This window comes from Actinoplanes sp. NPDC051537 (assembly GCF_055586105.1).
In genome coordinates this window covers 470,246-496,627 of sequence record NZ_JBVJIU010000006.1, presented here as the reverse complement: position 1 = coordinate 496,627, position 26,382 = coordinate 470,246, and the positions used below count along the sequence as shown (strand labels likewise).

General features: G+C 71.5%; 26 protein-coding genes and 1 pseudogene. 11 read left to right on the top strand and 16 right to left on the bottom strand.

What is annotated here, in order from left to right; genetic code table 11:
- The first annotated feature begins 92 nt into the window (after window positions 1–92).
- From ACZ6TB_RS17520 to ACZ6TB_RS17510, 3 genes are read left to right on the top strand one after another with little or no spacing between them, the layout of a single operon-like run.
- The gene (locus ACZ6TB_RS17520) at window positions 93–1,334 is read left to right on the top strand and encodes an ABC transporter substrate-binding protein (protein WP_465555480.1); all 1,242 of its coding nucleotides are present in this window, start codon (window positions 93–95) and stop codon (window positions 1,332–1,334) included.
- Window positions 1,334–2,275, top strand: coding sequence for a carbohydrate ABC transporter permease (locus ACZ6TB_RS17515; RefSeq protein ID WP_465555478.1), 942 nt, complete (start codon window positions 1,334–1,336; stop codon window positions 2,273–2,275). The genes ACZ6TB_RS17520 and ACZ6TB_RS17515 overlap by 1 nt, the downstream gene beginning before the upstream one ends.
- A gap of 2 nt (window positions 2,276–2,277) precedes the next feature.
- Entirely contained in the window at window positions 2,278–3,099 is an 822-nt protein-coding gene (locus ACZ6TB_RS17510; protein ID WP_465555476.1) for a carbohydrate ABC transporter permease, read from the top strand.
- Window positions 3,100–3,414: 315 nt separating this feature from the next.
- Here ACZ6TB_RS17510 and ACZ6TB_RS17505 read toward each other — a convergent pair whose 3' ends face one another.
- Window positions 3,415–4,323 (bottom strand): carbohydrate kinase family protein, encoded by a 909-nt coding sequence (locus ACZ6TB_RS17505; RefSeq protein WP_465555474.1) that lies wholly within the window; start codon window positions 4,321–4,323, stop codon window positions 3,415–3,417.
- A gap of 192 nt (window positions 4,324–4,515) precedes the next feature.
- Here ACZ6TB_RS17505 and ACZ6TB_RS17500 point away from each other — a divergent pair, with 192 nt between their 5' ends.
- From ACZ6TB_RS17500 to ACZ6TB_RS17480, 5 genes are all read left to right on the top strand, one after another.
- A complete protein-coding gene (locus tag ACZ6TB_RS17500; protein WP_465555472.1) occupies window positions 4,516–5,529 on the top strand; it encodes a 1-phosphofructokinase family hexose kinase in 1,014 nt (337 codons plus the stop codon).
- Window positions 5,510–6,358: a class II fructose-bisphosphate aldolase gene (locus ACZ6TB_RS17495; RefSeq protein ID WP_465555470.1), complete on the top strand. Its 849-nt coding sequence runs from the start codon at window positions 5,510–5,512 to the stop codon at window positions 6,356–6,358. The genes ACZ6TB_RS17500 and ACZ6TB_RS17495 overlap by 20 nt, the downstream gene beginning before the upstream one ends.
- Window positions 6,359–6,432: 74 nt before the next feature.
- The gene (locus ACZ6TB_RS17490) at window positions 6,433–8,370 is read left to right on the top strand and encodes an ArnT family glycosyltransferase (protein WP_465555468.1); all 1,938 of its coding nucleotides are present in this window, start codon (window positions 6,433–6,435) and stop codon (window positions 8,368–8,370) included.
- Between the two features lie 95 nt (window positions 8,371–8,465).
- A complete protein-coding gene (locus ACZ6TB_RS17485; protein WP_465555466.1) occupies window positions 8,466–8,804 on the top strand; it encodes an STAS domain-containing protein in 339 nt (112 codons plus the stop codon).
- Window positions 8,801–9,787: an ATP-binding protein gene (locus tag ACZ6TB_RS17480; RefSeq protein WP_465555464.1), complete on the top strand. Its 987-nt coding sequence runs from the start codon at window positions 8,801–8,803 to the stop codon at window positions 9,785–9,787. Before ACZ6TB_RS17485 ends, ACZ6TB_RS17480 begins: the two co-directional genes overlap by 4 nt.
- Here the strand turns inward: ACZ6TB_RS17480 and ACZ6TB_RS17475 are convergent, their stop codons facing one another.
- The 11 genes and pseudogenes from ACZ6TB_RS17475 to ACZ6TB_RS17425 all read right to left on the bottom strand — a co-directional run bounded on the left by ACZ6TB_RS17475 (window position 9,788) and on the right by ACZ6TB_RS17425 (window position 20,447).
- Window positions 9,788–10,465, bottom strand: a complete 678-nt coding sequence (locus tag ACZ6TB_RS17475; RefSeq protein ID WP_465555462.1) for a helix-turn-helix transcriptional regulator — start codon at window positions 10,463–10,465, stop codon at window positions 9,788–9,790.
- A 175-nt stretch (window positions 10,466–10,640) separates the two neighbouring features.
- Window positions 10,641–13,820 (bottom strand): effector-associated domain EAD1-containing protein, encoded by a 3,180-nt coding sequence (locus ACZ6TB_RS17470; RefSeq protein ID WP_465555460.1) that lies wholly within the window; start codon window positions 13,818–13,820, stop codon window positions 10,641–10,643.
- 5 nt (window positions 13,821–13,825) lie between these two features.
- Entirely contained in the window at window positions 13,826–14,899 is a 1,074-nt protein-coding gene (locus ACZ6TB_RS17465) for a trypsin-like peptidase domain-containing protein (RefSeq protein ID WP_465555458.1), read from the bottom strand.
- Window positions 14,900–14,956: 57 nt separating this feature from the next.
- Window positions 14,957–16,072, bottom strand: a complete 1,116-nt coding sequence (locus ACZ6TB_RS17460; protein ID WP_465555456.1) for a M24 family metallopeptidase — start codon at window positions 16,070–16,072, stop codon at window positions 14,957–14,959.
- A gap of 61 nt (window positions 16,073–16,133) precedes the next feature.
- The gene (locus ACZ6TB_RS17455) at window positions 16,134–16,403 is read right to left on the bottom strand and encodes a YggT family protein (protein WP_465555454.1); all 270 of its coding nucleotides are present in this window, start codon (window positions 16,401–16,403) and stop codon (window positions 16,134–16,136) included.
- A gap of 194 nt (window positions 16,404–16,597) precedes the next feature.
- Window positions 16,598–17,191: a hypothetical protein gene (locus ACZ6TB_RS17450; protein ID WP_465555452.1), complete on the bottom strand. Its 594-nt coding sequence runs from the start codon at window positions 17,189–17,191 to the stop codon at window positions 16,598–16,600.
- Window positions 17,191–17,877 carry a hypothetical protein gene (locus tag ACZ6TB_RS17445; RefSeq protein ID WP_465555450.1) on the bottom strand — a complete coding sequence of 229 codons (687 nt, stop codon included), beginning with the start codon at window positions 17,875–17,877 and terminating at the stop codon, window positions 17,191–17,193. Before ACZ6TB_RS17445 ends, ACZ6TB_RS17450 begins: the two co-directional genes overlap by 1 nt.
- 205 nt (window positions 17,878–18,082) lie before the next feature.
- Complete coding sequence (locus ACZ6TB_RS17440) at window positions 18,083–18,613, bottom strand: hypothetical protein (RefSeq protein WP_465555448.1); 531 nt, start codon at window positions 18,611–18,613, stop codon at window positions 18,083–18,085.
- The gene (locus ACZ6TB_RS17435) at window positions 18,606–19,292 is read right to left on the bottom strand and encodes an RNA polymerase sigma factor (RefSeq protein ID WP_465555446.1); all 687 of its coding nucleotides are present in this window, start codon (window positions 19,290–19,292) and stop codon (window positions 18,606–18,608) included. Before ACZ6TB_RS17435 ends, ACZ6TB_RS17440 begins: the two co-directional genes overlap by 8 nt.
- Before the next feature lie 58 nt (window positions 19,293–19,350).
- Window positions 19,351–19,773 (bottom strand): annotated as a pseudogene (locus ACZ6TB_RS17430) (FAD-dependent monooxygenase); the annotation flags it as partial.
- On the bottom strand, window positions 19,770–20,447 hold the full coding sequence (locus ACZ6TB_RS17425) for a hypothetical protein (RefSeq protein ID WP_465555574.1): 678 nt from the start codon (window positions 20,445–20,447) through the stop codon (window positions 19,770–19,772). The pseudogene ACZ6TB_RS17430 and the gene ACZ6TB_RS17425, both read right to left, overlap by 4 nt.
- Before the next feature lie 53 nt (window positions 20,448–20,500).
- Here ACZ6TB_RS17425 and ACZ6TB_RS17420 point away from each other — a divergent pair, with 53 nt between their 5' ends.
- Both ACZ6TB_RS17420 and ACZ6TB_RS17415 read left to right on the top strand, forming a co-directional pair.
- Window positions 20,501–20,665, top strand: a complete 165-nt coding sequence (locus ACZ6TB_RS17420) for a hypothetical protein (RefSeq protein WP_465555444.1) — start codon at window positions 20,501–20,503, stop codon at window positions 20,663–20,665.
- Window positions 20,666–20,697: 32 nt separating this feature from the next.
- Window positions 20,698–21,270 (top strand): hypothetical protein, encoded by a 573-nt coding sequence (locus tag ACZ6TB_RS17415; RefSeq protein ID WP_465555442.1) that lies wholly within the window; start codon window positions 20,698–20,700, stop codon window positions 21,268–21,270.
- A 3-nt stretch (window positions 21,271–21,273) separates the two neighbouring features.
- Here the strand turns inward: ACZ6TB_RS17415 and ACZ6TB_RS17410 are convergent, their stop codons facing one another.
- From ACZ6TB_RS17410 to ACZ6TB_RS17395, 4 genes are read right to left on the bottom strand one after another with little or no spacing between them, the layout of a single operon-like run.
- Window positions 21,274–22,551 (bottom strand): hypothetical protein, encoded by a 1,278-nt coding sequence (locus ACZ6TB_RS17410; protein ID WP_465555440.1) that lies wholly within the window; start codon window positions 22,549–22,551, stop codon window positions 21,274–21,276.
- A 9-nt stretch (window positions 22,552–22,560) separates the two neighbouring features.
- Complete coding sequence (locus ACZ6TB_RS17405; RefSeq protein ID WP_465555438.1) at window positions 22,561–23,121, bottom strand: SigE family RNA polymerase sigma factor; 561 nt, start codon at window positions 23,119–23,121, stop codon at window positions 22,561–22,563.
- Window positions 23,122–23,179: 58 nt separating this feature from the next.
- Window positions 23,180–24,184, bottom strand: a complete 1,005-nt coding sequence (locus ACZ6TB_RS17400; protein WP_465555436.1) for a nitronate monooxygenase — start codon at window positions 24,182–24,184, stop codon at window positions 23,180–23,182.
- A 3-nt stretch (window positions 24,185–24,187) separates the two neighbouring features.
- Entirely contained in the window at window positions 24,188–25,177 is a 990-nt protein-coding gene (locus tag ACZ6TB_RS17395; RefSeq protein ID WP_465555434.1) for a DUF2332 domain-containing protein, read from the bottom strand.
- A 65-nt stretch (window positions 25,178–25,242) separates the two neighbouring features.
- On the opposite strand from ACZ6TB_RS17395, the gene ppk2 reads away from it, so the two are divergent.
- Complete coding sequence (gene ppk2, locus ACZ6TB_RS17390) at window positions 25,243–26,040, top strand: polyphosphate kinase 2 (protein WP_465555432.1); 798 nt, start codon at window positions 25,243–25,245, stop codon at window positions 26,038–26,040.
- Window positions 26,041–26,382: the final 342 nt, after the last annotated feature.

Genomic DNA, 26,382 nt, shown 5'->3' with positions numbered 1-26,382 from the left:
GAGCGGGAGGGGTGTTGGTGCTGCGGCTTGTCAACGCGGGCAGCTTGCTCTTGCCCCGCCCCCCCCCCCCCCCACTGTTGCTCTCCGCCTGCATGGGCGGAACGACCGATGACGGCAAGGACGCCGCCGTGGGCTACGACCCGAAGGCGAACGTCGAAATCACCTGGTGGACCGGGCAACCGCAGGAGCAGGAGAAGGTGGCCGAGCAGCTGGCCGCCGAGTACCACACCGCGCACCCGAACGTCACGATCAAGGTCTCGCCCGGCGCGCCGACCACCGACGACCTGCTGACCAAGCTGTCGGCGGGCTTCACGGCCGGGAGCTACCCCGACATCTCGTACGCCTACGGCAACTGGGCGGGCGATCTGGGCGCGAGCGGCAAGGCGCAGGACCTCACCGCGTACGTCAATGACCCGTCCTTCAAGTGGGACGAGATGCCGGCCGCCGCCCGCGAGGTGGCGACCAGCAACAACAAGGTCATCGGCATTCCGGCGCTGGTCGACAACCTGGCGCTGATCTACAACAAGAAGATCTTCGACAAGGCCGGCCTCGCCTACCCGACCGACGACTGGTCGTGGGACGACTTCCGGGCGGCGGCCAAGAAGCTGACCGACAAGTCGATCAACCAGTACGGCACCGCGTACTCGGTGTCCGGCAGCGAGGACACCACCTGGCACCTGTGGCCGATGCTCTGGCAGCACGGCGGCAAGATCCTCGACGGCAACAAGCCGGCCTTCAACTCCGACGCCGGGGTGGCCGCGCTCGAGACGCTGCGCCAGATCGCGGTCGACGACAAGTCGATGTACCTGGACCAGACCGACGAGAAGTACGCGCCGCTGTTCAACAGCGGGCACATCGGCATGATGCTCTCCGGCCCGTGGGCGCTGCTCGAGCTCAAGGAGGCCAAGCTCGACTACGGCGTGGTCAACCTGCCCGGCTACAACGGCGACCATCAGACCGTCTCCGGCCCCGACCTGTGGGTGCTGTTCGACCACCAGGACGTGAACCGGGCCGGCGCCACGCGCGACTTCGCGAAGTGGCTGACCAGCGCCGAGATCGATCCGAAGTGGAACCTCGCGGTCGGCAACCTGCCGTTGCGTACCACCGAGAAGGACTCGCCCGAGTTCGCCGACTACGTCAAGGAGTACCCGGGCGGCCAGAAGTTCTTCGACAACCTGGCCAACGCCAAGCAGGCCCGGCCCACGCTGCCGGGCTACGAGGAGATGTCCCGTAACGTCGGCGACGCGATCGCCAAGGTGCTGCAGGGTCAGGCCCAGCCCAAGGCGGCGCTGGACGAGGCGGCCAAGAAGTCGGCCAACTCGATCGGCTCCTGATGGCCGTCACGTTCGCGGTGACCCCGCGTACCCACTCCGCCACTCCCGCACAGCGCGGCCCTCGCGGCCGCGCTCTGCGGCGGAGTCTCACCGGCTGGGCGTTCGCCGGGCCGGCCACCGTGATCGTCGTCGGGCTCTCCGTCTTCCCGGCGGTCTGGGCGTTCTTCATCTCCCGCGCCAAGTGGAACGGCATCGCCCCGGGCACGAACGTCGGCTGGCGCAACTACCAGCAGCTCGTCCAGGACCCCGACATGATCGCGGCGACCCGGCACACGCTGATCCTCACCGCGATCTTCGTGCCCGGCTCGATCATCCTGGGCATCCTCATCGCGGTCGCGCTCAACCAGAAGATCAGGCTGATCGGCTTCTACCGCACCTGCATCTTCGTGCCGTACGTGGCGTCGGCCGCGGCCACCGGCATCCTGGCCGGCTTCGTCTTCAACCCCCAGTTCGGCGCCGCCAACGACGTGCTCCGCCACCTCGGCCTGCCGCAGCAGCAGTTCCTGGAGAGCCAGCACCAGGCGCTCTACATCATCTGCCTGATCCTGCTCTGGGGCGAGGTCGGCTTCACCACCGTGATCTACCTGGCCGCGCTCCAGGACATCCCGCGCGAGCTGGTCGAGGCGGCGGTGGTCGACGGCGCCTCCAAGTGGCGGGTCTTCCGGCACGTCACGCTGCCCGAGCTGCGGCCGGTCACCATCTTCGTGGCGGTCTGGCAGACGATCACCGCGATGCAGCTGTTCGACCTGGTCTACACGACCACCCGCGGCGGGCCGCTGAACAGCACCCAGACCATCGTCTACTACATCTACGAGCTGGCCTTCCAAACCCAACGCCTGGGGTACGGGGCGGCCGCCGCCTACCTGCTGTTCATCGTGACCCTGGTGCTCAGCCTGGCCGTGATCCTGTACGGCCGGCGCCGCGGCTCGGAGGTGTTCTGAAAATGCGTCGGCGTCTCCCGTTCAGCCCGTGGCACCTGCTGCTCATGCCGCTCGCCCTGATCTTCGTGCTGCCGCTCGTGCAGATGCTGCTCACCTCGTTCATGAGCAGCGCCGAGATCAATCAGTTCCCGCCCAAGCTGATCCCGACCAGCCTGCACCTCGAGGGCTACCGCCACCTGTTCGCCGAGACGCACGCGCTGCGCTGGTTCGCCAACACGGTGATCGTCTCGGGCATCGCGGTGGTGTCCCACCTGGTCCTGTGCTCGATGGCCGGCTACGGTTTCGCCCGCCTCAAGTTCGCCGGCCGCGGCATCGCCTTCGTCCTGATCCTGGCGACCGTGATGATCCCGATCCAGCTACTGATGATCCCGACGTACCTGATGTTCGCCCGGATCGGCATCGTCGACACCCTGGCCGCGGCCTTCGTGCCATGGCTGTCCTCGGCCTTCGGCATCTTCCTGATGCGGCAGTTCTTCCTGGGCCTGCCGGTCGAGCTGGAGGAGGCCGCCCTGATCGACGGTTGCGGCCGCTGGCGGACGTTCCGCAGCATCGTGCTGCCGCTCGCCCGCCCGGCCCTGACCACGCTGGCCATCATCACGCTGCTGTGGAGCTGGAACGACCTGTTGTGGCCGCTGGTCGCCATCTCCGACGACACCCGGTTCACGCTGCAGGTGGGCCTGGCAAACTTCCAGGGCATGCGGCGCACCGAGTGGTCGCAGCTGATGGCCGGCAACGTGCTGGCCACGATGCCGCTGATCCTGGCGTTCCTGTTCGCCCAGCGAAAGTTCATCGCCACGATGACCTTCACCGGCATCAAGGGCTGACCCCCACACCGGCGCCCTTTGCTCTGCTCACCTATACGCGCCTCATGCATATCGATTCAGCCCGCGCGCCTGGGTAAGCAGAGCGACTTTGGCTCTGCTCACCCATACGCGCCTCACGCATATCGATTCAGCCCGCACGCATGGGTAAGCAGAGCGACTTTGGCTCTGCTCACCCATACGCGCCTCACGCATGTCGATTCAGCCCGCACGTATAGGTGAGCAGAGCGACTCTCGCACTGCTCACCCATACGCGCCGCGTGAATCGATATTCATCGTGCGCGTATCGGTAAGCAGAGCAAAGGGCCGCGGCAGGCATCATCCGTGCAGGTCGGCGATGCGCGCTTGGGCCGCGGTGCCGCCGACGGCGAGGGTGCTCAGCGAGCCGGCGACCGCGGCCCAGCGCACCGCTTCCGGCATGTCCTTGCCACTGAGCCGGGCGGAAAGGAAACCCGCGTTGAAGCTGTCGCCCGCGCCCGTCGTGTCCACCACCTCGACCGCTACCCCCGGCGCCGCGCACTCGCCGCCGCCCGGCCACCAGGCGCGTGCCCCGCGCTCGCCGTCCTTCATCACCACTGCGGCGCCGGTCTTCATCAGGATTTCGGCGGCCTCATCGACGTCGGGGACGCCGGCGATCGCTCGCAGCTCGTTGGCGTTCGGGAGGAAGAAGTCGATGTGGGCCAGGATCTCGGTGATCGACTCCCATTTCCCGGCCGGGTCCCAGTTGGTGTCGAGCGACGTGCTCAACCCCGACTGCCGCGCCCGCTTCATGACGCCGGCGAGACCGGCCGCGAGGGCCGGCTGGAGATACATCGAGGCCACGTGTACGTGCCGGGCCCGGGCCAGCAGCTCGTCGGTGACGTCGCCGGGCCGCAGGCCGTTGATCGTCCCGAGCAGGGTCAGCATGCCGCGATCGTCCTTCTCGGACAGCACCACGGTGATGCCGGTCGGCGCGCCGTGCGGGTCGGCGGGCAGCAGCGTCACGCCCGCGCGCTCGACCTCGGCGCGGACCAGGCCGCCGAAGATGTCGTCACCCACGGCCGCGAGCAACGCCGTACGCAGGCCGAGTCTCGCGCAACCCACCGCGGTGATCGCCGCCGAACCGCCCAGCACCAGATCGGCCGCGGTCAGCAGTTGCTCGGCCTGGCCGAACCGGGGGCGCACGTCGCCACGCAGCAGCAGGTCGGGGTTGGCGTCCCCGACCACGAGAACGTCGAACTCGGTCACGGCCGCCTCCGCTGTCCATATGAACAATTTGGGAGCACCATACGCGCATGATCGGCTATTGACACGTGCGCGTTCGATCAGTTGGAATCGAGACCGACGCGATCGAGCCCAGCCGGTATCCAGTCCGGCAGTCAGGGTCGCCAGGGCCGTTCCCGAGCCCGAGGCGGGGCAGATCCTTTCCGGAGTCTCGCCATGATCGTCACCGTCACGCTGAACCCGGCCCTCGATCTCACCTACGCGGTCGACGCGCTGGTGCCGCACGGCACGCACCGGGTCGCCACGGTGGCCGAGCGCCCGGGCGGCAAGGGCCTCAACGTCGCGCGCGTGCTGCACGCGCTGGGCGAGCCGGTGCTCGCGACCGGCTTTCTCGGCGGCGGCACCGGCGATCGCGTGTCCGGCCTGCTCACCGACGAAGGGGTCCGGTCGGGCTTCGTCCGGATCGGGGGCGAGACGCGGCGTACGGTCGCGGTGGTCGACCCCGCCGATGCCACCGGCTTCTGGGAGCCCGGCCCGCCGGTCGACGCGGACGAGTGGTCGCTCTTCCTCGCCGAGTTCCGCGAGCTGCTGGGACCGGCCACCGTGGTCACCCTGAGCGGTTCCCTTCCGCCCGGCGTGCCGATCGACGGGTACGCGGCCCTGATCGCCCTCGCCGCCGCGGCCGGCGTGCCTACGGTCCTCGACACCAGCGGCCCGGCCTTGCTCGCCGGCCTCAGCGCCGGCCCGGCCCTGGCCAAGCCGAACACGGACGAGCTCGCCGCCCTGCTCCCGCCCGCCGCCGCCGTTCCTCCGGCCGCCGCCGGGCCGGGCCACGGCCGCCGGCCCGGCCCGCTCGGGCTCGCCGACGCGGTGCGCTCGCTCGCCGCCGGGCCGGTGGTCGTCTCGCGCGGCGCGGCCGGGCTGCTCGCGGTCGACGGCGACGACGTCTGGGAATGCGTCCCACCCGAGGCGGTCGAGGGCAACCCCACCGGCGCCGGCGATGCCTGCGTTGCCGCGCTGGCTCGCGGGCTGCGGGACCACACGCCCTGGCCCGAGCTGCTCGCCGACGCCGTCGCCCTCTCCGCGGCCGCCGTCGCCGCGCCGGTGGCCGGCGCCTTCGATCCCGGCGTCTACCGGCGTCTCCGGGCCACCGTCTCGGCCGAGTCCTTCGCCGCCGCTTCGTCGTCCGCCGCCACCGCTGGAGGTTCTCGTGTTCGCACCCACCGGTGACCTGGTCGCCGCCGCCGCGTCGGCGCGCACCGCGGTCGGCGCCTTCAATGTGATCACCATCGAGCACGCCGAGGCGATCGTGGCCGGGGCCGAGGCCGCCGGTCTCCCCGTGATCCTGCAGATCAGCGAGAACGCGGTGCGGTTCCACCACGGCCGGCTCGCCCCGATCGCGGCCGCCGCCCGCAGCATCGCCGGCGCCGCGGACGTGCCCGTCGGCCTGCATCTCGATCACGTCGAGTCGGACGAGCTGCTCGCCGAGGCGGCGCCGAACGGGTTCGGGTCCGTCATGTACGACGCGTCGCGCCTCCCGTACGCGGGAAATGTCGCCGCCACCGCCGCCGCCGTCGCCCGATGCCGTGCCGCCGGCTTGTGGGTCGAGTCCGAGCTCGGCGAGATCGGCGGCAAGGGCGGCGCGCACGCGTTCGGCGCCCGGACCGACCCGGACGAGGCCGCCGCCTACGTCGCCGCCACCGGCGTGGATGCGCTCGCCGTCGCCGTCGGCTCGTCGCACGCCATGACCACCCGCAGCGCCCGCCTCGACCACGACCTGATCGGCCGGCTCGCCGTCGCCGTCCCGGTGCCGCTGGTGCTGCACGGCTCGTCGGGCGTGCCGGACGAGGAGCTGAGCGAGGCGGTCCGGGGTGGCATGGCGAAGATCAACATCGGGACGGCATTGAACACGGCATTCACCGGTACGGTGCGCACGGCGCTCGGCGACCAGCCCGATCTCGTCGATCCGCGGCGCTACCTGGCGTCGGCACGCATCGCGATGGCCGACACCGTCCAGGCCGCCCTGCGGGTGCTCAATTCGGGTGTAACTACCGCGTAACCCCACCCAAGATCTACAGGCCGCTCACAGGTTGTACCTAGAGTCCGCGTAGCCCGCCCGGCGACAGTGGCCGCATGACGTTGACGCTCGACCCTGCCCCGGCGCCGCTGGAGACTCCGTCCAAGCGCCGCCGTGCGTGGGACCGGCCCGCGCTCGGCGCCCTGCTGGCCGCCACCGCCGTCCTCTACCTGTGGGACCTGTCGGCCTCCGGCTGGGCGAACGAGTTCTACGCCGCCTCGGCCCAGGCCGGCTCCCAGTCGTGGAAGGCGTGGCTGTTCGCGTCGCTCGACGCCGGCAACGCGATCACGGTCGACAAGCCTCCGGCCGCGATGTGGGTGATGGGCCTGTCCATGCGGATCTTCGGGGCGAACAGCTGGTCGCTGCTGGTGCCCGAGGCGCTCATGGGCGTGGCGAGCGTGGCTCTGCTGTACGCGGCGGTCCGTCGCTGGTTCGGCCCGGTGGCCGGGCTGCTGGCCGGGGCGACGCTCGCGGTCACGCCGGTGGCGGTGCTGATGTTCCGCTTCGACAACCCCGACGCGCTGCTCGTGCTGTTGATGACGGGGGCGGCGTACGCGACCGTGCGGGCCGTGGAGAAGGCGTCCTGGAAGTGGCTGGCGCTGTGCGGCGTACTCCTCGGCTTCGGTTTCCTCACCAAGATGCTCCAGGCGTTCCTGGTGCTGCCCGGGTTCGCGCTGGTCTACCTGATCGCGGCGCCGACGACCATGCTGAAGCGGCTGCGTGACCTGCTGATCGGCGGCGTCGCGCTGGTCGTCTCGGGCGGATGGTTCGTGCTGCTGGTGTCGCTGTGGCCGGCGTCGTCGCGGCCGTACATCGCCGGCTCGACCAACAACACGCTGTGGCAGCTCGCGATCGGCTACAACGGGCTCGGCCGCATCTTCGGCGGCGAGGGCAACGGCGGTGGCGGGGGCGGCGGGGGCGGCATGTTCGGTGGGTCGCCGGGCCTCACCCGGATGTTCGGCGACTCCTTCGGCCTGGAGATCTCCTGGCTGCTGCCGGCGGCGCTGGTCGCGCTCGTGGGACTGCTCGTCCTGTCGGCGCGGGCGCCGCGCACCGACCGCACCCGGGCCGCGGCCGTGATGTGGGGCGGCTGGACGATCGTCACGGCGCTGACGTTCAGCTACATGAGCGGGACCGTCCACCCGTACTACGCGATCGCGCTGGCTCCCGGCATCGCGGCGCTGGTCGCGATCGGCGCCCGGGTGATGTGGGGCATGCGGTCGACCATCGTCGCCCGGGCCGGCCTCGCGGCGATGGTGGCGGTGACCGCGATCTGGGACTTCGAGCTGCTCGGCCGGGTGTCGTGGGCGCCCGCGCTGCGGTGGATCGTGCTGATCGCCGGCCTCGTCGCGGCGGCCGGCCTGCTGGTGCCGTCGACGGCGTTGCGCCGGGTCGGTCTCGTGACGGTCGCGGCGGTGGCGGTGGGCGCGACCGGGCTGGCGAGCGCGGCCTGGGGCGTGAGCACGGCCGGGGTGGCGCACACCGGGTCGACGCCGACGTCCGGTCCGGCCGGGGTCTCGACCGGCGACGGGTTCGGGCGCGGTGGCGGCTTCGGTGGGGGCCGCGACGGCGGCTTCCCCGGCGGTGGAAACTTCGAGGGCGGCTTCCCCGGCGGCGGCCAGATGGGCGGCGGCGGCCCCGGCGGCAGCGGCCAGGCCGACTCCGAGGTGGTGGCGCTGCTCGAGGCGACCGACTCCCGCTGGGCCGCGGCCACCAACGGCTCGATGCAGGCGGCCCCGCTCCAGCTCGCCAGCGGCCGCGCGGTCATGGCGATCGGCGGCTTCACCGGCAGCGACCCGTCCCCGACCCTCGCCGAGTTCCAGGCCTACGTGAAGGCCGGCGAGATCCGCTACTACATCGGCGGCGGCCAGGGCGGCGGCGGCTTCGGCGGCCGCGGCGGCGACTCGGACATCAGCCAGTGGGTGGCCGACAACTACACCGCCACCACGGTCGGCGGGAGCACGGTCTATGACCTGTCCAAGCCCAAAAGCTGATCGACCCACCCGGGCTTCGCCGACCACCCCATCGAGTGATGTCATGACCGTTTCGGGCTCCTCCGGGCGGCGGCCCCAGCGCGTATGGTGAGTTCGTGGGTGAGTCATCTCGTGCCGGACACGCTCAGCGGGCCTCGATGTCGCGAGCCGGCGCGGTCCTGCGCCTTTCCGGCGACATCGACGAGGAAAACTGGTCGGAGATCGCCGAGCAGATCGTCGCCGAGGTCCTCGACGGCGCCGGCCGCCTCGACCTGACCGGGGTGACCTACTGCGGCGCGGCCGGCGTGCGGGCGCTGCTGGTCGGGCGCGACGCCCTGCCCGACGGCGGCGTCCTCGAGGTCAGTTGCGGGCCGGCGGCGTACCGCGTGCTCCAGATCTGCGGCATCGCCGACATGCCGGGCTTCGACCTCAGCCGCCCGGGAATCGGCGCATGACCAGTCAGGCCGCCGGGTTCGTGCACGCCGCCCTGATCGTCGACTCGGACGAGGCCCTGCGCGCCCGCCTGATCCCGGCGCTGCGGCTCTCGGTCGACCAGAACATCCCGATCCTCATGGTCGTGAGCACCGACACCGAGCGCCTGGTGCGGGCCGACCTCGGCGGTCTCAGCGATGGGTTCCAGTGGAGCGAGCCGGCCGCTTTCTATCAACGGCTGGGTTTCGCGTACGAGGAGTTCCGCCGCTACCTGGAGGATCAGCACAAGGGTGGCCGTCGCATCCACGTCATCGCCGAACCGGACATCGCCACCACCATCGATCCCGCGAGTCCGGTCGACCGCGCCGCGGCGTACCTCTCCTATGAAGCGGTCTGCAATGAGACCTACGCGGCGTACGGCTGCCCGGTCACCTGCATCTGGGACAGCCGCCGTCACCCGACGCTGACCATCGAGAACGTGCGCAGCCTGCACGACTTCGAGATCACCGAGTCCGGTCACCAGGTCAACACCGAGCACGTCCCGGCGTCCGTCTACCTGGCCGGCCGCAACGAGATCCCGCTCGCGCCGCCGCCCTCGTTCATCTCCCTCGACATGACCGTCACCGGGCTCGACGAGCTCGGCCGGGTCCGCGAGACCGTGCGCGCGTGGACCAGGCACGAACGGTTCCAGGGCAGCGCCGTCGACGACGTGGTGATCGCGGTGGCCGAAGTGGTGACGAACGGCCTGGTCCACGGGGCCGCGCCGGTGCGGCTGCGGGCCTGGCCGTACGCGGGAACCCTCGTCCTTCAGATCGATGACGCGGGTGGCCAACCGCTGCCGCCGACGGCCGGCTATTACTCGCCGTCGCCGGAGAAGGGCTCCGGGCGCGGCCTGTGGATGGCCCGCCAGCTCGCCGACGTGGTCACCACCCACACCTCGGCCGGGACGACCTCGGTGCGGCTGCACTTCCCGCACGAGGTGACCCACCGCAACCCGTCGGCCTGATCACAGCCAGCCCTGCTCCTTGGCGTGGATGAGCGCCTCGGTGCGGTTGCGGGTGCCGAGCCGGGCGTAGAGGTCGCGGAGCAGCCGGAACATCATGCGCTCGGAGTAGCCGGACCGGCCGGCCACCTCGGCGACGCTCTCCCCTCGTGCGAGCTGCCGCAGCCAGGAGAGCTCGTCCGCCGACGGCCCGGCGTCGGCTTCAGCGGGCCGCAGCAGCGCCCGCAGCACCTCGGTCGGCACCACGCTCTTGCCGTCGGCCGCGGCCGCGAACACCTCCCGCAGCGCATCCGGCGGCGCGTCCCGCGGCAGCACCGCGACGGCTCCCGCCGCGAGCGCCCGCACGTGCGCCGCGAGGCTCGGCTGATCGAGCAGCACGATGACGCCGTTCCCGGCCGCGCCCCGGCACACCGCGTCGAGGGTCAGCCAGTCACCGAGCGCCCGCACGGTCAGCAGCACGATCCGCGCCTCGGGCACCGCGGCCCAGGCGACGACGTCATCGGTCTCCTCGGCGGCATGCCCGGCCGCGGCGATCGCCGCCATCACCCCGAGCCGAAAGAACGGCAACGGATCGACGACCGCGACCCGGAGGACCATCGATTGATAGTCGTCCACCGCGCCCACGTTGACCAGCGCTTCGCGGTGGCGTGTCGCGGCCGCGCCACCACCCGTCACCCCCACGCCACCGACGTTGCGTCATGGACCGGCATCAACCCACCCACTTAGCGTCGAAGCCAAATGTTCCACCGGCGATACGTCCTGGGCAGAGGGAACCCCGACGACAGCTCGGGGGACATCGGTGTGTGGATCGTCGGGCTGATCCTCCTGGCCCTGCTGGCCTTCGGCGGTGTGATGGCTATCGGGGACGGAGACGACTCGACGAAGCAGGATCGGGCTCCAGCAAGTCGATCATCAGATCCGCCCGCTTCGTCACACCGTCCGCGCTCGTGATTCCGCGTGCCGCCCGGAAGGCCGCGGCGGCGTCGTCGAGCAGAGGGGGATCGGGCCGGGAGACCGCGAGCCCGGTCAGGATCAGCCACCGCGCATCCAGGTGCTCGAAGTAGGGACGATCCGGCACCAGCGCCAGTGCTTCCTCGAACGCCGCCGCGGCGGCCGCCTGGTCACCGGCGCGGTAGGCAATCATCCCCTGCAGGGCCAGCCCGCGCGGGGTCGGGCCATGCCGGACGGCGACGCCGATCGCCTCGGCGGCGCCCTTGAGATCGCCCTCGGCGAGTCCGGCCAGCGCGAGCAGCTCCCGTGCGTCGCGGTGCAGCAGACGGTCACCGGTCTCGGCCGCGATCTTCGCGGCCTCGCCCGCGTCCTCGACCGCCTCCGTCGACTCGCCCAGCAGGATGAGCAGCTCGGAGCGGTAGATGTGGCACTCGGCCCGCTCGAGGTTCAGCTTCTCCAGTCGCGCGAGGACGATCGCTTCGTCGAGCCGGCTCCGAGCCCTCGGGTAGTCGCCGGTGAGCGTGAGTATCCGACCCTCGTTGGCGGCGGCCGCGACCCGGAACTGCGCCGCCTCGGTGCTCGACGTACGCGGCATGGCCCGGTTCGCCCGCGCCTGCATGCGCATCGCGCCGTCGAAGTCCCCGGCGACCGATCGCCCGACGCCGAGTCCGATGTAGGCCATGGCCCGGATCGCGCGGCGCCGATCCGGCCGGACGAGCGAGACCCGCAGCGCCGACCGATACCGGCGGGCCGCCTCCTCGTACCGTCCCTCGTCGCTCGCGGCATTCCCGAGCGTGGCCAGCAGGCGCGCCCTGTTCGTGATGCTGGGCCGGAGGGCGAGGGCGGCTTCCGCGTGTTCGACCACGAGTGCGGGCCGCCGTTGTTTGCTGTAGGCCCACGCCAGCGCGCACCGCAGGCGCCGCTCCCGGTCATCGGTGAGCAGGCCCTCGAACTGGGCGAGCGCGCGGACGGCGACCGTGAAGTAGTTCCAGCGCATCAGGTACTGCTCGTTGATCGCCACGATCAGGTCCAGGGCCCGGTCGACCTCGCCGGCCTGGATGCGCAGATCGATCTCGGCGAGGTGGTCGTGCAGGTCGTCGATTCCGGAGATCTTCGCGGGTGTCGCCGGGCGGCGGGCGAAGTACTCGGCCGCCAGGTGCGACAGCCGGAGCTGGTTGAGCGGCAGCCCGCCGTCCGGGTCGATCGTCTCGAGCAGGGCGTCCCGGTCCTGCCGCGGCGGCACGTAGTACCGGCCGTCGGGCTCGCGCCGCACCAGGCGCAACCGGGCCAGCCGGGGCAGCGACCACCCGCTCGTCGCCCCGGGCATGTAACGGGCGAGCAGCTCGTCGACGGCAGCGGCCGGCACCGGCCGGCCGTAGACCGCCAGGATCTGCAGGATGCGCTGGTACTCCAGATAGAGCCGACCGAAGGTCTTGTCGAGCAGAAACGCCGCCGCGTCGTCGTAGCTCTCCCGCTGCAACGACGTGATCAGGCCGGCCAGCGACCGGTCCGATCGGCCGCTCAGCCAGGCATACACGAGTTCCAGCGCGCGCGGCAGGCCATCGACCTCGTCGCACACGTAGTTCAGATCGCTCGCGGGGACGTCCGCGAGACCCAGCAGCCGGTCCGCGTCGAGGGCCAGCAGGAAGGCCCGCGCGTCGTCCCGGTCGAGTCCCCGATCGAGCTCCACCAGCGCGCCCCCGGCCGGCACGTCCGTTCCCTGCGACGCGAGCAGGAGCCGGAGGTCGTGGTCGGGGCGCGCCAGGATCAGGTCGACGACCTCGCGCAGCTCCTCGTCGGCGAAACGGGTGCGGCCGCCGGCGGTCTCGAACAGCTCGTCGGCGTTGTCGATGACGACCAGAACCGGGCAGTCCGCGAACTCGTCGAGAGCCCGGTCGAGCAGGTCCCGCCAGGGGATGCCCTGCCGGCGGGCGGCGTGGAGCCGCCGTGCGGCGTCCTGGTCGCGCACCATCCGCAGCACGCCGAGCACCAGGGTGGCGGCGTTGACCGGGCGGAACCCGAAGACCGGCAGGTAGATGAAGCCCTTAAGCGGCCACGCGAGCGCACCCGCCCGGATGCCGGCCAGCAGGTCGGCGATCAAGCCGGTCTTGCCGATCCCGGCCGCGCCGGTCAGCGTGACCATCCGGACGTCCGGGCCGGTGAGATGCCGGACGATCGCGTCGCGGTAGGGAACGCGATCCTGGAACTCGCCGTCGGGCACGACGGGCGGCTCTCCGGCGCACCACGGCTCCTCGGGTGGGGTGGCGATCGGCGGGTCGGCCCTCGCGGCGCGGCGGCCCGGGCCGCCGCGCAGGTTCAGGCCGGCGATCAGTCCGTCCAGCTCGACGAGCTCGTCGTCGATACGGCGGGCCTCGGGGCCGTCGGCACGATCGCGGTTACGGCGGAGGATCTCCCGGCGGTCGAGCAGCTTCTGGAGGCGGCGAGCGGGGAGGCCGGCCCGCCGGAGCCGTTCCTCGAGCTCCTCCGGGCCGTCCACGGCGTCGAGCGGCCGGCTCCAGTCGGCGCGATCGGTGGCGAGGTCGGTCACCACCGCGATCACGTCCAGACCCATGGCGAGCGCGTCCGCAACCTCGTCGCGGCACCGCCGGTCCGCGGCGGCATCCGGGGTCTCGATGAGCACCAGAACGTTCGACCCGCGGAGCTTGGCGCCGGCGCCCCGCCAGGGCTGTGCCGGCGCCGTCATCCGCCGCACCTGCGCGGCGAGTTCGTCGGCCATCTCCTGGCCGCGGGCCGTGCACGAGAAGGCGACGACGACGTGGTCGCCGCGGGCGTCCGGCTCCGGGTCGGCCACGGCCCGGGCCTCGGTGACGACCTCGTAGATCTCCTGGATCCGCGGGTCCCGCGCGCGGGTGGCGACCAGCAGATCCATCAGCCAGCCCTGCTGCTGGGCGGTCTTGACCACCTCGGCGACGTTCGCCGGGAAGTTCGCCCCGGTCAGCTGGATGTGGTCGTAGTCCCGGTCGAGCTCGCGCAGCAGGAAGGCGAGCCGGTCGGACGTGTAGGCGCGCGCGAGCGCGGTCTCCAGGGCCGCCTTCTGCGGGCCGGTCAGGGTGAGCCTTCGCATCGTGGTCAGCCGCTCAGGGCGGTGCCGGTGTTCCACCTCGCGGTGGCTCGGCGCAGGGCCGCGACCGGGATGCCCTCGTTGAAGGCGGCCGGGCGGGCGCCGTCGGAGGCGTGGTGCAGGGCTATCCACTGCCAGTCGGGGCCGAAGCAGGGGGAACCGGAGGAGCCGCGCTCGGTGGGAGTGCGGTAGCGGACCCGGGTGCCGGCCCGGTTGACGCCGAGGACGGCCTCGGTGTCGAGGGCCACGACCAGGGGGCCGCCGCCGGGGTGCTGGACGATGTGCAGGGCGGCGGACTCGGCGAAGTCGTGGTCGGTCTCGGGCATCGCGATCCAGCCGCGGGGTGGGGCGGGGTCGGGCGACGGGCCGCCGACTGGCTCCTCGCCGGGCCGGCCGTCGACGCGCAGCAGGGCGAAGTCCAGCTCGTCGTCGGTGGGATCGGGCGACCGGCTGTAGGGGCTCGCGGCCAGGCACCAGTCCCCCGCCAACCGGTGCGGGGTGCCGCGGCGGAGGGTGGCGCCGTCGGTGGCGTACGCGTAGTCGAACCACAGGATCACGTCGGCGGGGCGGATCCGGCCGCGGAGCACCGGCTCGACCACGTGGTAGTTGGTCATCACGACGCCGGGGCCGACCAGGAAACCCGTGCCCCCGCCGCCGGGCAGGCCGACGTGGCAGACGCGGCCCTCGATCTCGCCCAGCCGGGCACGCCACGAAGCTATGTCGTACGTGGACCGCGCCTTTCTGATCTGCGCCTCGAGACGCCGGTCGTCCAGGCTCTCGCCGCCCGGCGGCACGACCGAGGGCGCCAGCGCGAACCGCTCGCCGAACGCCTGGAGCGCCGGATCGGACGGCCGGGCGGCACGGGCCGACGCGACGAGGGCGGGCCACCACTGCTCGCGATCGGCGTGGTCGATGACCCGGTAGAGGGCGGCGAGATAGTCGTCGGCGGGCGCGACGTAGTGGTCGATGTCCCGGTCGAGCCGGTGCCGCAGCAACTGCCCGAACCGCTCGCGACCGAACGCGGCCGCGAGCATCCGCTGGAGCTCGCCCATCTGGGGACCGGTGAGGTGGGACGGCCGCATCTCACCATCGTCGATGACCGGACCACGCCTGGCGATGGCAGATGTCTGACACCGGGGTCAGGCGACGACTCCCAGACCGTGGTCGGTGTTGTTGAGGCGGCGGCCGGCGTCGGCGGTCACCGTGACGATGTCCTCGATCCGCACGCCGAACTTGCCGGGCAGGTAGATGCCGGGCTCGATCGAGAAGCACATGCCGGGCACGAGCTGCTGCTTCTCGCCGGCCACCATGTAGGGCGGCTCGTGCGTGGTGACGCCGATGCCGTGGCCGGTGCGGTGGATGAAGTACTCGCCGTAGCCGGCGTCCCGGATCACCTGCCGGGCCACCCAGTCGATCTCCTCGCACGCGACGCCGGGGCGGACCGCCTCGAAAGCGGCCTGCTGGGCGCGGCGAACGATCTCGTGCACCTCACGCACCTCGTCCGAGGGCGTTCCCACCGAGACCGTACGGGTGGTGTCCGAGCCGTAGCCGTCGAGCAGCCCGCCGAAGTCGAGCACCACGGCGTCGCCCTCCTGGATCACCCGCTGCCCGGCCTCGTGGTGCGGGTTGGCGCCGTTGGGGCCGGACCCGACCACGGTGAAGTCGACCTGCTCGTGGCCGAACTTGCGCAACAACGACGCCAGGTCGCCCGCCACCTCGGTCTCGCGACGGCCGGCGAAGCGTACGCCCAGGATCTCACCGTAGGCAGCGTCGGCGGCCGCGCCCGCGGCAGCCAGCCGGCCCAGCTCGTGCTCGTCCTTGATCGCCCGCAGCATCGGCTGGCAGTCGGACATCGCCTCGTAGGACGTGCCCGGCAGCGCCTTCTGCAGGCCGATCAGGTGCATGGCCCAGGTCGAGTCGGAGATGCCGTACCGGCCGCCGGCCCGCAGCAGCGGCGCGACCGTCTGATAGGGGTCGCCGCCGTCGGACCAGTCGACCAGGGTGAGCGCGCTCGCGCCCGTCGCCGCGGCCGCGTCCGGCCGCTCGAGCGCCGGCACCACGAGCGTCGGCGGCCGATCCGCGGTGAGCACCAGCAGGGTGAGACGCTCGGTGACCGCGGTCGGCTTGTACGCGGTGAGCCAGGTCAGGTCGGGCCCGATCCCGACGAGAACGCCGGCCAGCCCGGCGGCCGTGGCGGAGTCGACCGTGTGGCGCATGCGGGCCGCGTAGTCGTCGGCGGTGAACTGTACGGACATGGGGTCAGTATCGGGCCCGGAACGGACGTCCCGCCTCATCCCCCGGGAAGGAGGGCGCTGTTTACGCGATCAGCGACCGGATCAGCACGATCGCGAAGAACACGATGATGAAGGCCAGGTCGATCGCGAGCCCGCCCACCCGCAGCGGCGGGACGAGCCGCCGGACCGGGGCGAGGAGCGGCTCGGTGGCGGCGGTGACCCCGCGGGTCAACCGGTACCGGAACGAGCCGGCCACGGACGGCCCGGCCAGCGCGACGCTCCAGTCGAGCAGTGCGCGAGCCACCAGCAGAACCTGCACCAGCAGCAGAACAAAGCTGACGAGGGCGAGCATCTTTCCTCCAGTTACCGAACGGGGCAGCTCCTACACTGTGCGTCGGTTTTCTGAGAGGCCGCTGAGGAGATCCTGTATCGCGCAGGCTTTCTCCCGATCGGCGAGCCACGGCCGCCCGGACCGGTCACGATCCGCGCACGCCCGGCCGGTCGGCGCCTGAGCGCCGCCCGGCCGGGGCCGACCAGCCGGGTTGGTCAGGACGCGATGTTCGCAGCGCTCAGCACGTCGGGCGCCGCGGTGCCGGCGGTGATCGACAGGAACTGGCCGGTGGCCGCGTCGAAGACGGTCGTGTAGGAGTCGTACCGCACGGGTGTGGCGCCGTACGGCACCGACCGGGGTGTGAAGGCGGCCTTGACCGTGACCAGCCAGACACATCGGTCGGGGGCGACGATGCCCTCGGCGACGTCGTCTCCGGTCGAGGCGGCCGCCCGGGCGTAGGACATCTGCGCCGCCGCCGCGGGAGCACCGGCCAGCTTCGTCCCGTTCCCGCCGCCGGCGCCGGGCACGGCTTCGGCCGCGATGACCGCGTCCGGGGCCGCGAGGGTGCGGGCGGTGGCGGCCGGTTTCTGCGAGGCGGGATTCGACCGCCACATGGCGACCCAGCGGGAGTCCCGCCCGGTCGGGGCGGCCGCCACGGCGTCGAGCCGGCACGACGAGTCGGCGACCGCCGAACTCGCGCCACCGCCGAGCACGGGCGCCTGCGCCTGTGCGGATTGGGTGGCCAGGGCGATCGCCGAACCGGTGGCGACGACCGCCGACGCGGCGAGAATCAGATAGCGGTTCTTCATCACGGAATCCTCCAAGTCCAGGCCGATTCACCGGGCCGGTGGCCGTACAGCGGGGAGTCGACGATCGGCGTCTCGGTGCCCAGGTTGACGCGCGAGCCGCCCGAGTTCAGGCCCTTCGGATACATGTTGAAGGTCGCCGCGGTGCCCGACGACGTGGCCACCTCGGCGCCGATGTCCAGCGTGCTGCCGCTCCAGAAGCCGACGCTGGGAGTGGTCTTGTAAGAGCCGTCGAAGTAGATCCGGAAGGTGTTCGTCGTGCCGCCCCGGGAGATCTGGTATTCGTCGGTGACCCCCGAGCTCTGGGAGACCGCGCCGAAGCTGTACTCGTGGTAGCTGCCGCCGGTCGTCTGGTAGGCGCCGAACGCGTAGTAGCCGGTGGCGGCGGGCACCGAGAAGTAGCCCCGGGCCAGTCCCGTCTCCACCCACGCATTGGTGCTGGCGTTCGGGGAGAACCACATCTCCGAGTCGACGAACTGCGGGTTCGACGCCGAGGACGACGTGCCCATGGCGGCGCGGTTCCACGTGCCGTACATGCCGTAGAAGGTGGTCCCCGACCCCCGCAGAATCGAGTAGCAGTGGGAACTGAGCGAACAACCGGGCGTGCTGGCCCGTGCCGCCTGCGGCGCGATCAGCCCCACCGTCACCACGCAGGCGGCGACGACTGCGGCCCTGAATCCTTTCCTCACCCTGGCCTCCTTTATCGGGATAGGCCGAGAGTAAGTTCGTCCACCGTGGACCATGCCGTCACATTATTGACAGCAATCTATATGTTGACCGACTGTTCGACTGCCGTTCCGACGCTGCGTGACCGCCTCCGCCATTCTTGCCCGAGCGCCGGCAGCGCTGCGTAATCACGACGGCTGGCCGGCCCGTCGTCGTGACCTGAAGTGATCACCGCTGATTGCAGATCACCTGTACGTTGTCGAGACCAGCCTCAGTTATTTCGACAGACTTCTCCGTACGGCATTCGTATTTACCGTCACCGAATAGCGGACTGGTCCCGGTGACGACGTATCGTCCCGGTTCCACCGCGATCGAGAAACGGCCGTCGTCGGCCGTCCGGGCGGTGACGATTCCGCCGCCCTCGGCCTGGAACCGCACCGTGCCCGGCAGACCCGCGGGCCGGGTTCCGGCCGGGCCGCCGACCCGCAGCAGACGCCCGTTCACGGTGGCCGTCACGGCGGCGGTCCCGGTGCTGGGCCGGGCGGCGGCCCGGTCGTCGGCACCCGGCCGGTTCCATGCCCGCAGCAACGGAATCGTGCCGATCGCGAGCCCCATCACGAGCACCACCGCCACGCCCGTCGCGACGTGCTTGAGTCGCCGGCGCCGGCGGGCCCGGTCGCGCAGGGTGGCAAACTCGGGCCGGTGGCCGGGCTCCTGCTGCTGCGCGGCCGAGCTCAGCAGCGTCCTGAGATCAGGCATGGGTCGCCTCCTCGTTGAGCAGAAAAGCCAGGGCGCTGCGCGCTCGGCTGAGCCGTGACTTGACCGTGCCTTCCGAGACGGCGAGCGTCCGGGCGACCTCGTGCACGGGGAGATCCGCGAGGTGGTGCAGGACCACCACCTGGCGCTGCGGCGCCGGAAGCTGCCGCAGCGCCCGCACCACATCGATCTGGTCGGCGTTCGGCGGGGCGGCGTCCGTTGCGGGGCCTTGCCGGATCAGCGCTCGCCAAGCGTTGCGGGCCTTTCTGCGCCGGTTCGACAGAAGCCGGAAGGCGACGGTCCGCAACCACGCCTCCGGCGCCTCGTACCGCGACACCCGGGACCATTGATTCAGGAGCCGGATGAACGCCTCCTGCACGCATTCCTCGGCCTCGGCACGGCTGTCGGCGGCCAGCGCGACAACCCCGACCAGCCGGCCGTAGCAGGCTCGGTACAGCTCACCGACGGCTTCCGGGCCGGACGACATTTCGCTCACAACCCTAAGAACCCCCGACACGCCCGTTCGGTTCCATCGAATCCGTGAAAACCTCCCGGCGGCCTTGCCTGGAGCGAACGGCCCATGCCACGCCGGCGGGGTCACTTCCTCGATCGGCGCGCTGTGCACGATCGTCGCCGCCGCGATGAGCGAGCCGACCGGTTCGGCGAACCCGGCGAACGCCACTCGCCCGCACGGTCGAGTGCGGGCCGTCGGCTCCGATCACCAGGTCGTACGCCCGGCGCGTGCCGTCGGACGCGAGCACGACCGGCGCGTCGCCGTCCCGGATCGAAGTGACCGCCGTGCCCATCCGTACGGGAACGTCCCGCACGGCGTCGCGAAGTGCCTGATGCAGGGAGGCCCGGTGGACCCCGACGCTATCCCCCAGCCCCGGCCAGATCCGGCTGACGTCGATGTCGGCCAGCCGCCGGCCGCGATGGTCGTGGAGTCGCTGGCGGCGTACCGGGCGCCCCGGCGTGTCCACCCCGAGCTCTTTCAGCGCCCGTACGCCGTTGGCGGGCAGGAAGAGACCGGCGCCGCCGTCCTCCCACCCACCCCGCCGCTCGACGACTTCCACAGCGAAGCCACGCCGGTGCAGGGCCAGGGCGGTGGCGAGTCCAGCCGGCCCGGCCCCCACCACCAGGATTCGCGGATCCGAGCCCCTCATCGGCGATCCCCGAAGTCGATCGGGAACGCCATGTCAGGGCCGCGCCTCGTAGACGATGTCGAAGGCGGTCTCGGCGACCCGGCGGAAGGTGCCGAAGCCGGCCTCGGCCGCGATCCGCGCGATGGGCTCTTCGCCGGGATCCAGGCGCTCACCAGGTTCGCCACGTAGCCCGGACGGAAGAACCGCTCGCAGCCGGTGAACACCCCCGGGTCGTGGTCGCCCCAGGCGACGCCCTCGCCGGTCCGGAAGGCGCTGCGAATCCTGGGTTCGTCGCTGATGCAGACCACGGCGATCTCGAACGCACCGGGCAGGGCCAGCCCGTCGGGATCGGCGAACGCCGCCGCCTGCGCCGCACTGAGCCAATACCTCCGGGTCGCCGGCTCATAGGAGACGTAGCCACCCGCGGCCTGACCGGCCAGCCATTCCCGGACGTATCGTTCGGCGGTGCCGGACTTCCTCGCCAGCCCGGCCGTGGTCACCGGTCCGTCGGCGAGGGCCCGGTACAGGCCGAGCCGGTCGCCGAGGACGACAAGCAGGCTGTCGCGTAGCATTCCAGCGCCCGGCGGTCGACCTCGGCCAGCCGGCGGCGCCACGTCTCCGACCATGCCGCCCCGGCCTCCGGCAAGAACCCCCGCCGAGCCACGAAATGGGCCGACAGCGCCGGCGCCCAGCATCGTGGACACCTCGTGGCAGACTCACCGAAACACTGCGCCGGGGAGGGTCGGTGATGACGCGGCAGGTTCGATGCGAGTGCGGTTTCGTCGCTCGCGGCGACACCGACGCGGCCGTCATCCAGCTGATCATGGACCAGGTGGCGGCCGACCATCCGGAGCTCGTCGAGGTCGAGACGGCCGACCACATCCGAGGCTGGATCGAACTGCTTCCCCAGTGACCAGCGTCGACGTCGGCGAGACAGGGGGCGGTATGGGCACCGACATCGACGGTGGTGTGGAGGTCCGCAAGGACGGGGTGTGGGCGCCGGCCGGGGTCGGCGTCGGCACCTGGCGGGACTACGACGCCTACGGGCTTCTGTTCGGGGTCAAGAACTACGCCGGTTTCGCGCCCGTTGCGGCCGGGCGCGGGCTTCCCGCCGATGCGGTGGTGCGGCCGACGACGGCGTACACCGGGATTCACGATCACACCTGGGTGGCGTGGACGGAGCTGGCCGCGATCGACTGGGCGGCGCCCGCGCCGCGGGTCGACGATCGGATCCACGAATACGAGATCACCGAGGACGGGCCGGTCTTCCGGGGCAAGGCGGCCGGCCACGGTCCGCGATGGCGGGCCGTGGCCGGGGAGGATGCCGACCCCCGGGGCAGTTCTTATCCCGAGGGGACCGAGTGGCGATCCGGCGCCACGCTGTGGCGGGTGGAACGCGTCGACGGCGGCGAGGTTCTGCGGAACGCCGAGCTGCGCGATCTGCTGGCGGCGATGCGGTCCCTGGCCGGTGAGTACGGGGAGGACGCCGTCCGGCTCGTCGTCTGGTTCGACAGCTGATGGTCAGTGGCAGTGCCAGATCACGGCGTGGATCGTGCCCGCCGCGTCGTCGGACTGGCCGGCTATCACGCGGCCGTCGTCGCTGATCGTGGTGGGGATGGTGGAGAGGCCGTCGGGGGCGCGGTGCACCAGCTCGGGCAGCACCACGTCGTGGCCGTCAGCGGCCAGCACCGGGCGGCCCTTCGCGTCGGTGCCGACCAGCCAGCCCTGGGCGTTCGAGCCGCTCGGCGGGGCCGCCGCGCCCGGCACGATCGCCGACTCGCCGGTGCGGACGTTCCAGCGGACCACCCACATCGCGCCGGTTTCCTTGCCGCCCGCGGCCCGGCCCTTCGCCGTCTCGTCGGCCACGCCGACCGCGATGCCGTTGCGGATGCTGAAGACCCGGGCGCTCACCGCCTTCTTGCCGTTGCTGGTGGGCAGCGGCAGCGCGTGGTGGGTGCCATCCGGGAACCAGACGTACGGGACCTTGTAGTCGAGATTCCCGACGGTGGTGCCGTCCTCGTCGATGTCGCTCGTCGTCGCCACCCCGGTGCCGGCGGGCGCGGGCAGCCGGACCGGGGCCGCCGTCGCCGACGGCCAGACCACCGCGGCGGACCGGCCCTCGTCGTTGCCCACGATCGCGCCGGCGTTGTTGATCGCGTTCGCCTGGCCGCTCTCGACGCCCTTCAGCTTCGCGACCTCGCCGTCCCGGTAGACGTACGGAAGCGAGACCGCATCCTGGCCGCCGGAAGCGACGTAGCTGAAGCCGACCGCCTCGCCCGCCGAGTTGACGTCGTGGAGGCCCTCCTCGAGGTCGCCGGGGAGCATCACGTTCTTGGCCTTGCCGTTGTGCCAGATCACGGCCTGGTAGCCGTCGTGCGGATAGGAGCGGCCGACCAGGAACTGCCCGGTCGGGTCGGCCCCGGAGACCAGCGCCATCGAGATGTTGCCGGGGACCGGCAGGCGCTCGATCGCGCAGGTGGCAGGCGCGCTCGCGCCGGGCGCGATGAAGCCGGTGGCGCCGGGAATCGTGTAGGCCGGCTTGGCCGCCGATCGGGACGGCGACGGCGCCGTCGCGGTGACCGCGACCGGCTTCGACTGCCCGCCGGTGAGAGTGATCCCGGAGAGAGTGACCCCGGCGGCGACGGCGGCCGTGGTGACCACGGCGGCGCCGACGTATCCGGTCGCGCGGCGGCGGCGCTGCTTGCGGCGGCCGGTGGCGATCGCGCGCTGAATGTCCACGGTCGACGGCACGCCCGGCTCGTCGTCGAGGTGACGGAGAAGATCTGATTCCGAAGGCATGGCCGACTCCTAACTGAGATAGTTCGCGAACTGGCGCTCGCCGAGGAGTCGCCGCAGGGTGGCCAGGCCCCGTGAGGTCTGGCTCTTGACCGTCCCGGCCGAGCAGCCGAGCACCGCGGCCACCTCGTCGACGGGCAGGTCGTAGAAGAACCGCAGCACCAGGACGGCCTGCTGGCGGCGCGGAACCCGGCTCAGCGCCGACCGCACCACCTGGCGGTCCTCGACGCCGTGCTCCTCGGCCGGCGGCGGCTCGGGCATCTCCCGGAACAGCCGCACCCGCGCCCAGGCCAGTCGCCGCTCGTCCACGAAAGTGCGCACGAGCATGGTGCGGACGTACGCGTCGAGGTTGCCGGCCTGCCGGGCCCGCCGCCATTTCACGTACAGCGTGGTGATGGTCTGCTGGACCAGATCGTCCGCGCGATGCGGGTCGCTGGTCAGGAGGAACGCCAGCCGCCGCAACGCCGGAATGCGCGCCGCCACGTAGTCGACGTATTCCTCATCAGAGACATCGGAGACATCCGAGCCATCAGAGACATCCGAGCCATCAGACACGTCCGAGCCGTCCGCCATCCGCGTCCCTCCGCCGGGTTCAACACCCCTCAGACGGGGGCGGGCGACCAGTCGGTTGTCATGACGGGGAAAGTAGTTCTCCGACCAGATCGGCGACCGGTCCGGCGTGCGCGGCCGCGAAGCCGGTGCCGGCCCACAGGTGCAGCCCGCCGGCGTCACCGCGGGCGGCCGCGGCCGCCCGGATCGGGGCGGTCAGGTGGTGGATGGCCGGGTAGCCGATCGGGGCCGCGTCCGAGTAGGCGTCGATGAACCGGTTGCGCAGGCCGCGGGCCGGCTGGCCGGTGAACGCCCTGGTCACGACCGTCTCGGTGTAGTCGCCGCCGGTGAGCGCGGCGCGGTGCGCGGGCCGGGTGCCGGCCTCGTCGGCGAGCAGGAAGTACGTGCCGGACTGCACCGCCGCGGCGCCGGCGTCGATCAGGGCCCGCACGTCCGCGGCGGCGGTGACGCCGCCCGCGGCCACGACCGGGACGTCGGCGGTCGCGCGCACCTCGGCGAGCGCCTCGGCCGCCGTGCTCGTGCCGCGGTAGGTCGCCGGGTGCGTGGTGCCGGAGTGGGCGCCGGCCGTGCCGCCCTGGGCGATCAGGGCGTCGGGCGCCGCGGCCATCGCGTCGCGGGCCTCCCCGGCCGAGGTCACGGTGATCAGCACCGCCGAGCCGGCGTCCTGAAGCGCCTTGACGACGAACCGGTCGGGCACGCCGAAGGTGAAGCTGACCAGCGGCGCCGCGTACCGGATGGCGAGCTCGACCTTGGCGGCGAAATGATCGTCGTCGGTCAGCCGCAGCGCCGGCAGCTCCACCTCGTAGCGGTCGGCCTCGGCCTGAAGAAGGCGGCGGTAGCGCTCGAGCGGTTCGTTATCGGGCGGCGGCGGCATCGGCACGAAGATGTTGAGGCCGTACGGCACGCCGGCGACCGCCCGCAGCTCGGCCTCGACCGCCTCCGGCGTCTTGTATCCGGCCGCCAGGAAGCCGAGCGCCCCGGCCCGCGACGCGTTGACGACCAGGTCGGGCGTCGTGGGCCCGCCGGCCATCGGCGCGACGACGACCGGGCGCAACAGATCGAGCATTTCTCACCGCCCGAACCAGATCATGCCCTGCCCGTGCGGCCGGCACCAGGCGAGCGGCCGGCCGTCGAGGGCCATCACGTTGAAGAGCGTCTCGGCGGGCGGCCGCGGCACCTCGGCGTACGCGATCACCGTGGGATTCTCGATCGAGATCAAGTGCGCGGACATTTCCCGTACGAGGTGAAGAAACGTCTCGCGACGCGGAGCAGGCACCTGATAGAGCACCGACGTGTGAAAGACGACCAGCGTGGCGTCCGACGGCGCCCGTCGTGCCAGCTCGGGCAGGTCGTCCACGAGATCGCCCCGCACCAGCAGCGGTGGGTCGGCGGCGGCGATGCGCGCGGCGGCCCGCAGGAGCTCGCGGCGGTGCTCGTGCTCGGGCCAGATCAGCGACTCCAGCCAGCGCGCGTCGGCCGGGTCGGTGATGTCGAGCGGGTTGAGGTCGAGGCCGGCCCGCCAGACGATCTCGGGCAGCCGCGCCGGGGGCTGGTGACCGGTCAGATCGCAGTCGAGCACCGGGTCCTTGTCGCCGAGGCGGTGATCGCCGCGCCCGCTTTCCCGCTCCCCCTTCCCTTCATCCCCGCGCCGGCGATCGGTGTACCGGTAGGAGTAGCGGTCCGGGAACAGGTTGAGGCCGGCCGAGGCGCCGATCTCGAGCAGCGCCAGGGGCTGCGGCAGGGCGGCGAGCACGGGCAGGAGCAGGGCGCAGCGGCCGATCTCGTTGGTCTGGGTGGCCCGGGTGCGCATCTCGGCCTCGATCGCGGGCCAGTTCGCGGCGGTGAAGGCGAGGAAGGCGGCCGGATCGGTGACCGGGCCGCCGAGGAAACGCACCGCCGCGTACAGCAGATTGGGTTGACGTTTGGGCTCGGGCAGCGCGTCCAGGCGGGCGATGAGCTCCGGGCTCCGCGAGACGGCGACGGACAGTTTCTCGTACGCGGGTGAGACGTCATGTGCCTCACGAGCGGCGAACTCGGCGTACACCATCGCGGTTGTCATGGTTTTGATTTTTATCCATCCGCCGGGGGTGATGGGGGCGCGCGTGCGGCGTGCCACGGTGGCCTATGGAATCCGACAAAGAGGTGCTCCCCCGGATGAAGGAGAAGGAGTACCAGCACGAGCTGCGGCGGCTGCACGGCGAACTGGTGGCCATGCAGGAGTGGGTCAAGGACACCGGGGCGAAGATCTGCGTGGTCTTCGAGGGGCGCGACACGGCGGGCAAGGGCGGCACGATCAAGGCGATCACCGAGCGGGTGAGCCCCCGGACGTTCCGGGTCGTCGCGTTGCCGGCCCCGACCGACCGCGAGAAGTCGCAGATGTACCTCCAGCGCTACGTGCCGCACCTGCCCGGCGCCGGGGATGTCGTGATCTTCGATCGGAGCTGGTACAACCGGGCCGGGGTCGAGCGGGTGCTGGGGTTCTGCACGCCGCAGCAGTCGGAGCAGTTCCTCAAGCTGGTGCCCGAGGTCGAGCGGGCGATCGTCGAGTCCGGCGTGATCCTGCTGAAGTACTGGCTGGAGGTCAGCTCGGAGGAGCAGACGCGCCGGCTGAAGAACCGGATCAACGACCCGCGTAAGTACTGGAAGCTCTCGTCCCTGGACCTCAAGTCCTACAGCCGGTGGTACGACTACTCGCGCGCCCGGGACGATATGTTCCGCCTGACCGACACCGCCTGGGCGCCCTGGTACGTGGCGACGACGGACGACAAGAAGCGGGGCCGGCTCAACGTGATCACGCATCTGCTCGACAACGTGCCGTACCAGCCGCTGGCGCATAAGGACGTGAAGCTCCCGAAGCGGCAGAAAGCGGACGACTACCAGGAGCCGACGCTTCCCGTGCGACGGATTCCGACACCGTACTAGATTTGGGTCGATTTTGAATGGTTAAGACTGCTAACTATTCAGCGAGACGTTAAATGTCTTGAGGCAAGCGCCCTCCTCCGGCGATCGTCGTCTGGTCGAGCCGGCCACCGGGCGAGCTGACCGCCGTGGCGGTTAGGTACGACGGGGGATCGTCCCAGCGGCGGCACGTGCGGCGGCGGCTCGACTGGGGCGCGATCCTCGCGATCGCGCCCCTGTGCCCTTTTGGCCCCCTATGGGGGAGTGGGTGGTTGGGCTTGATCCGGATAAGCTCGCGATCTGAACGCGAGGTAAGCCGGAGGGGCCGACGTGTTGCGCGTCCACTTCACGCCGGAAGACATCGGC

Bases quoted from the DNA above. Each gene is read 5' to 3' on its own strand.
- ACZ6TB_RS17415 (WP_465555442.1), top strand. From the start codon at position 20,698: ATGGGCACCGACATCGACGGTGGTGTGGAGGTCCGCAAGGACGGGGTG.
- ACZ6TB_RS17470 (WP_465555460.1), bottom strand. From the start codon at position 13,820: ATGCGAAGGCTCACCCTGACCGGCCCGCAGAAGGCGGCCCTGGAGACC.
- ACZ6TB_RS17440 (WP_465555448.1), bottom strand. From the start codon at position 18,613: ATGCCTGATCTCAGGACGCTGCTGAGCTCGGCCGCGCAGCAGCAGGAG.
- ACZ6TB_RS17395 (WP_465555434.1), bottom strand. From the start codon at position 25,177: ATGACAACCGCGATGGTGTACGCCGAGTTCGCCGCTCGTGAGGCACAT.
- ACZ6TB_RS17500 (WP_465555472.1), top strand. From the start codon at position 4,516: ATGATCGTCACCGTCACGCTGAACCCGGCCCTCGATCTCACCTACGCG.
- ACZ6TB_RS17425 (WP_465555574.1), bottom strand. From the start codon at position 20,447: ATGCTGGGCGCCGGCGCTGTCGGCCCATTTCGTGGCTCGGCGGGGGTT.
- ACZ6TB_RS17400 (WP_465555436.1), bottom strand. From the start codon at position 24,184: ATGCTCGATCTGTTGCGCCCGGTCGTCGTCGCGCCGATGGCCGGCGGG.
- ACZ6TB_RS17460 (WP_465555456.1), bottom strand. From the start codon at position 16,072: ATGTCCGTACAGTTCACCGCCGACGACTACGCGGCCCGCATGCGCCAC.
- ACZ6TB_RS17515 (WP_465555478.1), top strand. From the start codon at position 1,334: ATGGCCGTCACGTTCGCGGTGACCCCGCGTACCCACTCCGCCACTCCC.
- ACZ6TB_RS17480 (WP_465555464.1), top strand. From the start codon at position 8,801: ATGACCAGTCAGGCCGCCGGGTTCGTGCACGCCGCCCTGATCGTCGAC.
- ACZ6TB_RS17420 (WP_465555444.1), top strand. From the start codon at position 20,501: ATGACGCGGCAGGTTCGATGCGAGTGCGGTTTCGTCGCTCGCGGCGAC.
- ppk2 (WP_465555432.1), top strand. From the start codon at position 25,243: ATGGAATCCGACAAAGAGGTGCTCCCCCGGATGAAGGAGAAGGAGTAC.
- ACZ6TB_RS17520 (WP_465555480.1), top strand. From the start codon at position 93: ATGGGCGGAACGACCGATGACGGCAAGGACGCCGCCGTGGGCTACGAC.
- ACZ6TB_RS17465 (WP_465555458.1), bottom strand. From the start codon at position 14,899: ATGCGGCCGTCCCACCTCACCGGTCCCCAGATGGGCGAGCTCCAGCGG.
- ACZ6TB_RS17405 (WP_465555438.1), bottom strand. From the start codon at position 23,121: ATGGCGGACGGCTCGGACGTGTCTGATGGCTCGGATGTCTCTGATGGC.
- ACZ6TB_RS17410 (WP_465555440.1), bottom strand. From the start codon at position 22,551: ATGCCTTCGGAATCAGATCTTCTCCGTCACCTCGACGACGAGCCGGGC.
- ACZ6TB_RS17450 (WP_465555452.1), bottom strand. From the start codon at position 17,191: ATGAAGAACCGCTATCTGATTCTCGCCGCGTCGGCGGTCGTCGCCACC.
- ACZ6TB_RS17510 (WP_465555476.1), top strand. From the start codon at position 2,278: ATGCGTCGGCGTCTCCCGTTCAGCCCGTGGCACCTGCTGCTCATGCCG.
- ACZ6TB_RS17490 (WP_465555468.1), top strand. From the start codon at position 6,433: ATGACGTTGACGCTCGACCCTGCCCCGGCGCCGCTGGAGACTCCGTCC.
- ACZ6TB_RS17455 (WP_465555454.1), bottom strand. From the start codon at position 16,403: ATGCTCGCCCTCGTCAGCTTTGTTCTGCTGCTGGTGCAGGTTCTGCTG.